General features: G+C 41.5%; 12 protein-coding genes and 1 pseudogene. 3 read left to right on the top strand and 10 right to left on the bottom strand.

What is annotated here, in order from left to right:
• Positions 1-130: 130 nt before the first annotated feature.
• Positions 131-310 (bottom strand): hypothetical protein, encoded by a 180-nt coding sequence (locus QZ138_RS10395; RefSeq protein WP_292888965.1) that lies wholly within the window; start codon positions 308-310, stop codon positions 131-133.
• A gap of 90 nt (positions 311-400) precedes the next feature.
• Between QZ138_RS10395 and QZ138_RS10400 the strand changes: the two are divergent.
• Positions 401-1,617: pseudogene (locus QZ138_RS10400) on the top strand (adenosylhomocysteinase).
• A gap of 25 nt (positions 1,618-1,642) precedes the next feature.
• Positions 1,643-2,293, top strand: a complete 651-nt coding sequence (locus QZ138_RS10405; RefSeq protein WP_292888966.1) for a DUF2119 family protein — start codon at positions 1,643-1,645, stop codon at positions 2,291-2,293.
• A 324-nt stretch (positions 2,294-2,617) separates the two neighbouring features.
• Here the strand turns inward: QZ138_RS10405 and fen are convergent, their stop codons facing one another.
• The 9 genes from fen to QZ138_RS10450 all read right to left on the bottom strand — a co-directional run bounded on the left by fen (position 2,618) and on the right by QZ138_RS10450 (position 8,950).
• Positions 2,618-3,601 (bottom strand): flap endonuclease-1, encoded by a 984-nt coding sequence (fen, locus tag QZ138_RS10410; RefSeq protein WP_292888967.1) that lies wholly within the window; start codon positions 3,599-3,601, stop codon positions 2,618-2,620.
• Between the two features lie 8 nt (positions 3,602-3,609).
• A complete protein-coding gene (locus tag QZ138_RS10415; protein WP_292888968.1) occupies positions 3,610-4,176 on the bottom strand; it encodes a chorismate lyase in 567 nt (188 codons plus the stop codon).
• Positions 4,177-4,184: 8 nt separating this feature from the next.
• On the bottom strand, positions 4,185-4,745 hold the full coding sequence (locus tag QZ138_RS10420; RefSeq protein WP_292888969.1) for a chorismate pyruvate-lyase family protein: 561 nt from the start codon (positions 4,743-4,745) through the stop codon (positions 4,185-4,187).
• Between the two features lie 8 nt (positions 4,746-4,753).
• A complete protein-coding gene (locus QZ138_RS10425; RefSeq protein WP_292888970.1) occupies positions 4,754-5,317 on the bottom strand; it encodes a chorismate pyruvate-lyase family protein in 564 nt (187 codons plus the stop codon).
• Positions 5,318-5,325: 8 nt separating this feature from the next.
• A complete protein-coding gene (hacA, locus tag QZ138_RS10430; RefSeq protein ID WP_292888971.1) occupies positions 5,326-6,579 on the bottom strand; it encodes a homoaconitase large subunit in 1,254 nt (417 codons plus the stop codon).
• A gap of 9 nt (positions 6,580-6,588) precedes the next feature.
• The gene (locus QZ138_RS10435) at positions 6,589-7,752 is read right to left on the bottom strand and encodes a homocitrate synthase family protein (RefSeq protein ID WP_292888972.1); all 1,164 of its coding nucleotides are present in this window, start codon (positions 7,750-7,752) and stop codon (positions 6,589-6,591) included.
• Positions 7,753-7,791: 39 nt separating this feature from the next.
• Complete coding sequence (gene cyaB / locus QZ138_RS10440) at positions 7,792-8,331, bottom strand: class IV adenylate cyclase (protein WP_292888973.1); 540 nt, start codon at positions 8,329-8,331, stop codon at positions 7,792-7,794.
• Positions 8,332-8,425: 94 nt separating this feature from the next.
• Positions 8,426-8,650, bottom strand: coding sequence for a hypothetical protein (locus tag QZ138_RS10445; protein ID WP_292888974.1), 225 nt, complete (start codon positions 8,648-8,650; stop codon positions 8,426-8,428).
• An 87-nt stretch (positions 8,651-8,737) separates the two neighbouring features.
• On the bottom strand, positions 8,738-8,950 hold the full coding sequence (locus QZ138_RS10450) for a hypothetical protein (protein WP_292888975.1): 213 nt from the start codon (positions 8,948-8,950) through the stop codon (positions 8,738-8,740).
• Positions 8,951-9,399: 449 nt separating this feature from the next.
• Here QZ138_RS10450 and QZ138_RS10455 point away from each other — a divergent pair, with 449 nt between their 5' ends.
• On the top strand, positions 9,400-9,945 hold the full coding sequence (locus QZ138_RS10455; RefSeq protein WP_292792009.1) for a TATA-box-binding protein: 546 nt from the start codon (positions 9,400-9,402) through the stop codon (positions 9,943-9,945).
• The last annotated feature ends 72 nt before the right edge of the window (positions 9,946-10,017 follow it).

Consider the following 10,017-nt stretch of genomic DNA (forward strand, 5'->3'; position numbering starts at 1 on the left):
CCCATCTTTCTATATTAGATTATTATAACCTACATATAATATAGCATTTATCCGAGAGCATTTGAAAACTAATCTCACCACCCCATCCACATAAAAAAAATATAGACACCAACCCACTAAAATGTGCAATTCATCCCCGGCTTAAAGAAGCCGGAGAATTCTTGCACAATAAAGTTAAAGTTCTTTCTTTTCGTTTTTGCAATTCTATTTCCTTTCTTTTTTCTTGAGTTAAAGAATATGTAAAACATTTTAAGCGTTTAGGCTTATGTATTAATTGCAAATTCTTATTTTTGTTTTTTACTAATGTCATGTTATCACCTAATATTCATTTTCTTTAGTTATATTTAATAACTTACAAGTCAAATATTTAATCATTAACAACTTTTAATTTGATGATATTATGAGTAAAGTAAAAGACATGTCACTTGCACCCGAAGGTGTAAGAAAAATCGAATGGGTTCAAAAACACATGCCTGTTTTGGAATCCATCAAAAAGGAATATGAAGAAACCCAACCGTTCAAAGGAATAACAATCGGATAGGTTTGACACTTATGGCCGGTGGAGCTGAAGTGGCCATGACCGGATGCAACCCGCTGTCCACACATGACGATGCAGTTGCAGGAGCAGCCGATTTGGGACTTAACGTTTACGGATGGAGAGAACAGGATGATGAGGAATACTACCAGACCATCAACATGGTGCTGGACCACAAGCCTGACATAATCATTGACGACGGAGCGGACATGATTATGGTGCTTCACAACGAAAGGAAAGAATTGTTGAGCCACATCAAAGGTGCATGTGAGGAAACCACAACCGGTGTGCACAGGCTTCAGGCAATGCATGCCGACGGCGCATTGAAATTCCCTGTAATCGCCGTTAATGACGCTTATACCAAATACTTATTCGACAACCGTTACGGAACCGGACAGTCAAGCTTTGACGCCATCATGGGAACAACCAATATGGTCATCGCAGGAAAAACCGTAGTTGTCTGCGGTTACGGATGGTGCGGCCGTGGACTGGCCTTGAGGGCAGCAGGTTTAGGTGCCGATGTAATCGTAACCGAAGTCGACCCTATCCGTGCGCTTGAAGCAAGAATGGATGGATACCGTGTAATGACAATAAGGGAAGCTGTAAAACAGGCCGACCTGATTATTACCGTAACCGGAAATGCAGACATCATCTGCGGCGATGACTTCAAGTACATGAAGGACGGCTGTATGCTTGCAAACTCAGGACACTTCAACGTTGAAATCAACAGGCCTGATTTGGAAGCCATCTCAACCGAGGTCAAGGAAGTTCGTGAAAGCATTGAGGAGTTCACTACAAAAGACGGTAGGAAAATCTATCTGTTGGCTGACGGCCGTTTGGTAAACCTTTCAGCTGCACGTGGACAGGGACACCCTGCAGAAATCATGGACATGAGCTTTGCCGTTCAGGCACTGTCTGCAAAACACATCCTTGAAAACGACCTGCCTGTAGGCGTCACCAAGGCTCCTGATGAGATTGACTACACCGTGGCAAGCATGAAGCTGGACGCCATGGGAATTGAAATCGACTCATTGACAGACAAGCAGAAGGCCTACATGGCAAACTGGCAAGAAGGAACATAGATTCCTTCCAAACTATTTTTTTTTCATGTCCTATTTCAGATACATCGACAACGGCAGGGGACCGACCAAGCTCTTCATTGGAGGAGTCCACGGAAATGAGGGAGTCACTTCCCTGAAGTTTTTAAGACGCATCGACACTGACGACTTGTCCCCCGGGCAGTTCTATTTTTATAATTTTGACAGGACAGAGTATATCTCAACAATAAAAAAGGAATATTACGAATCAGAACTTGGACGTAAGATTCTTGATTTAATCTGTGAGCTCAAGCCCGACTTCTACACCGAGCTTCACTGCTACAACCTCAAAAACTATGGGAATCTCACTTCAATGGAGAGGTACAGAAAAACAGGAATTCCTCCATTGATAAAGCTCGGCAATCATGTACTGGTTTCATCGGTATCTCCGCTAATCCGGATGACCTATTTCACGACAGATACTGTCTGCAAGACACTGGAGTTTCCATGTTTGGAAAAGCTGACGCCAGAAATCATTGATGAATACGGTTTTGATAGGAATTTGGCATGCGAAACCTATGAGAATTTGCTTAAACTGATTTTAAGGTCACCTTCACGTGAATATTTTGAAAAAGAGATGATCATAAACCACAAGCACCAGGTTCACCTGGCAATGAAATATGCAGAAAAAGTTTTCGGCAGCGATTTCCCGCCTTATTGAGCATTGATGGTTTCCGGGTTTTGTGGTGGTGAGAAACCATCAACACCATGGATTCTATAGAATATATTGAATAATGAAATTGGCGTTCACTGTCCCCTTGACAGCTGCCATTTCTAAAGTGTTTTGTATACAATCTTGGGGTGTGTGGTGGTAGATTGTATAGGGTTACTCAATATTTAGAATCCTAATTATATTATTTTATTAACTAGTATTTAAAAGGATAGGGTAATATAATTTTAATGTATAGTTGCAGATAGTTGCAACAATTACTTTGAATGTTTTTTATTTTTTAAAATGAGTTTTGATAATCTGTTTTATCTTTTTTTAAAACCATGCATCCAGGCTTCCCTGTGAGGAGTTTAGGTTTTTCAGCCTGTCTGATGCCTTGGATACTCTGTCTTCGGAAAATCCGTGCTCATAGCATAAGAATTCTATAATCTTGTCCTTTTGAGGTTTTTCCCATTTTATCTCATAATCGGTATTGACGTTATGCTTCAGGAATATGTCCCTCACTTCTGCAAGGTCGTGTGATGATTCCTTTTGAAGCTCTGCGAGTTTTTCTTTCAATTTGCCGTTGTGCGCCAGCTTCAGTGCGGTCTTTGCCCCAACTCCCTTCATGCCTTCGCAGAAGTCGGTGCCTATAAGGATTCCCATGTCGACCAGCTGCTCCCTTGTTATGTTCAGCTGCTTCAACACCTTGTCCAGTTGGTAATATTCAAGGTTTCCGAGGTTTGAATTGACTGCAAGGTTTCTCACAACCCTTTTTGCTCCGAACAATAAACAGTCATAATCCTGTGATGCGACGGCATACGCATCTCCGTTGGCCACCAGATATGCGGCCTGGGCTTCCCCTTCGCCCTTTGCCTCGACATACGGTATTCCCATGTATGTCAAAAGCTTTTTTGATGATTCTATTATTTCCGGTGACAGTTTTGATGATCTCATTGCAAACTTGCGGGCCTTTTCTGTGTCGCCTTCCTTCAGGGCTTGCTTGTAAATCTGTTCAGCCTCGTCTCGCACTTCCCGCCTTTTTGCCTGGGTCTCGCTTTTGAGTTCAGGTGCCTTTCCGTCAAAGATATAAATCGGCTTTATGTCCTTTTCAATCATTGAGGAGTTCCTGTATAGGATTCCGCTCAGGTGTGAGGTGATGTTTCCGTTCTCATCGGTAAGCGGCCTTCCGTCCCTTTGCCTTATTGTTGAGAGGAACTGATAAAGTGTGTTGAATGCATCAATTGACACCACCCTTCCTTCCAGGTCCTTGAATGTGATTGATTCCGGTTCCACTATATCCTTAAGCTTAACACCCATATTCTCACCTACATCTTATCTGAAAAATAGCTGATAGGGAATGATTCCTTGGTCCATATGGTGATTTCATCATTTTCTATCACTATATAGTTACGGGTTATGAAATCTTCGCTTGTCTTGAAGAGCTCCTTTAATGTCGCATCAGGCTTTTCAATGTATATATGCTGTATTTCACGCCTGCTTTCGACCTTATGATTTTTGAGCACCTTCCCCAATGGTATTTCCCCATCTATGATGTCCTGGCGTGCTTCCTCTTTGCATCTGTCCAGCACAATCAGGGAGAGAGCATAAATCAAAGGCTGTCCTCTTCTGTGGATGATTACTTCCCTGTAGTTTATCTCTTCGCCCTCATCGATATCGACAAGTTCGGAAGTGTCCTGGTTTGCCTTTTCGAAGTGTCTGCTTAATGTGAAGATGCTCACTTTGCCGTAGAGCACATCCAGTATTGCTGTAATTGATCCTTCAACTGTCAGGAGCACTTTCTGGGTATTTGAGAATTTTATATCCTTTTCCTTTTCTATCTCTTTCAGTCTTTTGTTTAATTTGTTCTCTACTATTTTTCCTTCAAATTTCATTTAAATCACTAAACTTTAAAGTAACTTAACGGGCATGATTCCCTGGTCCATATCACCACTTCTTTATTGTGTGTCATTACGTATTCACGGGATAGCATGTGCTGATTTGTCTTGAAGAGCTCCTCCATTGTAGGAGTAGGCTTTTCAATTGAAATTTTATTTATTCTGATATATGTTTCCATATCGTTCTTTTCGATGATTTTTCCGGTGGTGAGACGTTCCTCCATCAAATCATCAATGACTTCATCGCTGCATCTTGATGTGGGGATGCATGATACTGTATGAACCAGCGGACGGCCGCTCTTGTGCACAATGACCTCTCTGTAGTCTATCTCATCTCCGGGATTGATGTTGAGTACCTTTGCTGTCTTTTTGTTTGACTTTTCAATGTGCTGGTCAAGCATGAAAAGGCTAACCTCTCCGTACAGCACGTCAAGGATTGTTGTTATAGGTCCCCTTTCGCATAAAAGCAGCTTCTGTGTTGTTGAAAAGGTTGTGTTGTATTCCTCCTCAAGCTTGTTTATCTTTTCTCTGACTTCGTTTTTGATTATTGTTCCTTGGAATTTCATTTTTACCACTAGATTTCAGTAAAGTAGCTTACAGGAAACATTTCCTTAATCCACATAAGTATTTCACCGTCGTGTATGATGACATAGTCCCTTGCAAGGAAATCCTCATCGGTCTTAAAGAGTTCCTTGAGCTTTGCGTTTGACTTTTCGATGAAGATGTTTTTGACTTCCCGTCTTGATTCGATATTGTAGTTTTTAAGAATCCTTCCAATCGGGATGTCTGCCCTGAGAAGGTCTGCGCATATCTCCTCGCTGCACCTTCCGAGAGGGACATGTGAGACAGCATATATCAGGGGCTTGGTGTTTTTGTGCATCAGGACTTCCCTGAAATTGATTTCATCACCTGGATTGACATCCACCAGCTTGGCATGGCTTTCATCGGCTATTCCAAAATGCTGGTCGATTGTAAACAGGCTTATCTTGCCGTATAACACGTCCAGAATTGCAGTGATTGAGCCGTCTGTAGTCAGTAGAATCTTTTGGGTGTTGGAGAATTTCTGACCGTAGGTTATCTCTAAATCTTCCATCTTTTCGATGAGTCTCTTGTTGGCTTCGTTCTTATCTTTTGTCATGTTAATCACTATAAATCCTTTGGATTTGTAATTGTTCCGGTAATTGCTGATGCCGCAACCACCTTTGAGTTTGAAAGGTAGACTTCAGAGGCAGGGTCTCCCATCCTTCCCTTGAAGTTCCTGTTTGTTGTTGAAATGCAGGATTCGCCTTCCGAAAGCACTCCCATGTGTCCTCCGAGGCAAGGTCCGCAGCCCGGATTGCATATGATTGCTCCTGCATCAATGAATGTGTTGATGTATCCAAGCTCAATGGCCTGTCTGTATATTTCCCTTGAGGCTGGAAGTATCAGCAGCCTGATGCTGTCGTCGATTGTGTTGCCCTCAAGGATTTCGGCGGCGTCTTTTAAATCTGACAGCCTTCCGTTTGTGCATGACCCGATTAGGCACTGGTCGATGGATGTTCCTTCGATTTTGGATATTCCCTTGACATTGTCGACATCATTAGGGCATGCTATCTGCGGCTCGAGGTCTGTTATGTCGAAGTCAAGCTCCCTTTCGTAGTGTGCATCTGCATCTGATCTTATGACGTTCAGCTGTGAAGCCTTCTTGCCTGTCCTCCGGCAGATGTAGTCGATGACTTCTCTGTTGGGTTCCATAATTCCGTTTTTGGCTCCCATCTCGATTGCCATGTTGCACATGGTGGCCCTTCCTTCAACGCCCATCTTCTCTATTGTGTCTCCGCAGAACTCTGCGGTCTTGTATGTGGCGCCGGCTATTCCTATTGTGCCTATTATGTTTAGAATGATGTCCTTTGGGGCGATGTATTCGTTCAGCTCGCCTGTAATGTTCATCCTTATGGCTTCGGGGACCATGAACCATGTCTTTCCGGTTGCCCATACCATGGCAAGGTCTGTCGCTCCCATTCCTGTTGAAAACGCTCCGAAGGCACCGTATGTGCATGTGTGTGAATCGGCTCCCACAATGACCTTTCCCGGCTCCACAAGTCCCATTTCCGGAACTATCTGGTGGCAGATTCCCTCTCCGTGAATGTAGTTTTTTGTGATATTCTGCTTTTTGATGAACTCACGGCACACCTTTTGGAATTCGGCCGAACCGATGGTGTTTGCCGGAACGTTGTGGTCGAATATGATTGCTATCTTTTCCGGATCCCATACCCTGTCGGTAATCTTTTCGAATGTCTTTATTGCAGGGGGGCTTGTTCCGTCGTGTGACATTGCAAGGTCCACCGGAATCTCGATGATTTCTCCGGGAGTTACTTCATGTCCTGCCTTTTCGGAAAGTATCTTTTCTGTAATGTTCATGATCATAACCTATTTTTTGGTGTTTTTAACGATTTCCTTAAATACCTGATCGTTTATGTATTTTCCCTCTTCCCTTTGCTTTTTGACCTGCCTTACGATTTCGATAAGCTCGTCGTCGCTTACGTCAAGCTCGCATTCGTTGAGCTTTGCCCTGACTGCCCTGCAGCCTGAATGCTTTCCAAGCACCAGCTGGCGCTTTTGGCCCACAAGCTCTGGAAGGTACGGCTCGTAGCAGAGAGGTTCTTCGATGACCGCATCCACATGGATTCCTGACTCGTGCCTGAAGACGTTGTTTCCGACAACCGGCTTGTTGTATGGTATCGGAAGTCCGCTTGCCCTTGAGACAAGGTCTGAAAGCTCCTTAATGTATTTGGTCTTGAATCCGTAGTCCTTTCCGTAGAGGATTTTCATGGCCATTATGAGCTCCTCAAGGGATGCGTTACCTGCCCTTTCGCCGATTCCGTTCACGGTGGTTGAAACGGCCTTTGCACCTGCAAGCACTCCGACGATTGAGTTTATCACTGCCAGGCCGAAGTCGTTGTGGAGGTGAACCGCAAGGTCAAGCTTCAGGTCCTTGGTGAGTTCCCTTACCAGATAGTCGATTCCCTGAGGTGTTATCGCTCCGGTTGTGTCTGCAATGTGGACCCTGTTGGCTCCGCACTCTTCAGCCTTGCCGTAGATTCTTTTCAGGAATTCAATGTCAGTTCTTGTGGCGTCCTCGGCTGAGAATGCAACGAAAAGCCCATGGTCCTTTGCGTAGTCCACCGCAGTCTCACAGAGGTTTATGGCATCCTGCCTTGTGATGTGCATCTTGTGGTCAAGGTGAATGTCTGATGTTCCAACAAAGGTGATTACTCCGTCCACGTCACAGTCAAGGGCTGCGTCGATGTCTTCCGGCTTTGTCCTTGTAAGCCCCAGGATTGTGGCGTCAAGGCCCTCGTTTGCTATTGCCTTGACCGTTTCCTTTTCCCTTTCTGAGACTATGGGAAAGCCGGCCTCAATCTGATGGATCTTGAACTGGTCAAGCTTTCTTGCTATTTCCATCTTGTCCTCGAAACTGAAGCATACTCCTGGAGTCTGCTCGCCGTCCCTGAGTGTTGTATCGTAGATGGTAATGTCTTCGGGGAATGTAAGTTCGCATTCTTTGTTATAATGACTAATAAAATATTGCAAAATATCACTCTATAAAATATTATTAATATATAATATTTGTTACTTTTCATTATTTAAGTTTTCCAATAGTTCCATATATGAGGTTCTCTCAAAGCCGTCTGTGATGCCCAATTTTTCGAATAATTGGAATATTTTGCTTTGGGCTTCGGTGTAGTCCTCGCTGTCGTTTAGGGCAATTTCTATCTCCATATATGGAGGAAGGCCCTCAACGTCATCAAGTGATATTTCAAAGTTTTCGTATCGGTAGTACTGTCGATTTTTCCTGACGGTCCTTGCCGGAGTGAAACCGATTTCGGTGAAAATGTCGCTTGCTTTGGCTGCGCTTTCAATGGTCATCTCCACTTCCTTTCTGGTCTTTGCCTTTTCGTTGAGCTTCGGACCCTTGTAGGTTATGAAAGTGTCGTTGTTTGTAGTCCTGATTCTTAAGGCCTCGTCTGTTTCGGCAAAGTCAACTATCGGGCTTGCAAAATAGATGTCTTCCTGGAACTCGTCCTTTGTCTTGACTGCACCAAGATCTTTGAGCCTCTTTTCCATTTCCTCAAAGCTATCGATTCTAGCTTTCACTTCAACTTCAATCATGGTATCAATTTTGTTAGAGTTAATTGTTATATATATCTAAATCATTGAAGTTGAAAATCTTGTCTGTCAAATTTTGCCATTAAATCAGAGTTTTCTAACCATTGCAGGATAGTTCATCATCTTCAAGAAAAATGCTTAAATCCACGTTTTCATCATAAAGCCTAGGCAATATGCCCAAATCCTCTATGTAATGCTGCAATCTATCAAATTCTTCTTCCACAGGAGTTAAATCATAATATGAAAAGTGTTCCGGATGTATGCGCATTGTAAAATAGAAATTTTCGATATGCTCCCCATATTCAAATATTACTTTCAGCAATTCATCTTTTTGCTGCTTTTTTAGATTTTCCCTTTTTAAGGCTAATCTGAAGTAGTCCAATGATCCTAAGATTAATATTTGATTGCTTCAGACTTCATAATTTTCAAAAATGCTTATCAGACCATCAAGTTTGTCAAGAACTATTTTTTTATTCAATTCCTCTTGTTTGGGGGCCATGTCAGGATTTCTTCGGAAGTCTTTGCTTTCCTTGATTTTTTTAATCAAATCTTTTTCGTCATCAAAGGGATGGGTTTCCTTAATGGAATTTAAAAAATATGCAGGTTCTTTTATTTTTTTCATATAAATCACCATTATTTTTTTCACCGATTTTGATTAGTGGCGTTATCCTATCCTATGTAATCCCAGATATATAAATGATTTAGTTTTATCTGAGGTCAATTTTACGAGTTCAAGTCAATTTGGCGAAGCAAAAGCAATTTTGATTTCAAATTTTTTTAAATATCCTTCAAAAAGGGTCTGCCTATTTGATTTTGGTGATGTAATACTAAAATGTAGTAACATTTATAAATAACTATTTTCAATACATGAATTTGAATTTCATTTATAAAGGAGTCTTAATTTCAAAAATTTAAAATTTTCGAATTTTTTAAAATTTGTAAAATATTTTCCAAATAAACATACATTTATATACTATTTAAATAATATATTTAACTAGTAAAAATTTAACTAATTTTTTGTTTTCTTAAATTTTACTATTCTACTTTTAAAAATGAATTGGAGGTTTTAAATTGACCGATGTTGATATTAAAATTGAAAACATTGTTGCTTCTGCAAGCATTGGAAAGGACATCGTCTTGACTGAAGTGTCCGAAGCTTTGGAAGGGGTTAATTTTAATCGTGAACAGTTTCCGGGATTAGTCTTTAAGCTAAAAGATCCCAAAACAGCAGCATTAATATTTAGCTCTGGTAAGCTTGTTTGCACTGGAGCGAAATCTATAGATGATTCCAAATTGGCAATCAAGAAAACTGTAGATTTGATGAGGACTATCGATACAGAAATTCCTCATGAATTTGATATTAAAATTCAAAACATCGTGGCTTCCGCAAATCTGGAATCCACATTAAATTTAGAAGCGGTAGCTTTGGAATTAGAAGATACTGAATACGAACCTGAACAATTTCCGGGTTTAGTATACAGATTATCCGACCCTAAAGTGGTCTTATTGTTATTTGGTTCCGGTAAAGTTGTATGTACTGGTGCAAAAACCAAAGATGACGCTAAATTAGGCGTCGAAAGAGCTTACGACAGATTAAGTGAGCTAGATTTAATATAATTGGTGGTATTATTGATTAAACTTGTAGTATTTGACTTAGATAATGTTATTATTGATGGTGAAGCAATAGAT

Source organism: Methanobrevibacter sp. UBA212 (assembly GCF_905233225.1).
Taxonomy (GTDB): domain Archaea; phylum Methanobacteriota; class Methanobacteria; order Methanobacteriales; family Methanobacteriaceae; genus Methanocatella.

Bases quoted from the DNA above. Each gene is read 5' to 3' on its own strand.
- QZ138_RS10420 (WP_292888969.1), bottom strand. From the start codon at position 4,745: ATGAAATTCCAAGGAACAATAATCAAAAACGAAGTCAGAGAAAAGATA.
- QZ138_RS10450 (WP_292888975.1), bottom strand. From the start codon at position 8,950: ATGAAAAAAATAAAAGAACCTGCATATTTTTTAAATTCCATTAAGGAA.
- hacA (WP_292888971.1), bottom strand. From the start codon at position 6,579: ATGAACATTACAGAAAAGATACTTTCCGAAAAGGCAGGACATGAAGTA.
- QZ138_RS10425 (WP_292888970.1), bottom strand. From the start codon at position 5,317: ATGACAAAAGATAAGAACGAAGCCAACAAGAGACTCATCGAAAAGATG.
- fen (WP_292888967.1), bottom strand. From the start codon at position 3,601: ATGGGTGTTAAGCTTAAGGATATAGTGGAACCGGAATCAATCACATTC.
- QZ138_RS10415 (WP_292888968.1), bottom strand. From the start codon at position 4,176: ATGAAATTTGAAGGAAAAATAGTAGAGAACAAATTAAACAAAAGACTG.
- QZ138_RS10405 (WP_292888966.1), top strand. From the start codon at position 1,643: ATGTCCTATTTCAGATACATCGACAACGGCAGGGGACCGACCAAGCTC.
- cyaB (WP_292888973.1), bottom strand. From the start codon at position 8,331: ATGATTGAAGTTGAAGTGAAAGCTAGAATCGATAGCTTTGAGGAAATG.
- QZ138_RS10395 (WP_292888965.1), bottom strand. From the start codon at position 310: ATGACATTAGTAAAAAACAAAAATAAGAATTTGCAATTAATACATAAG.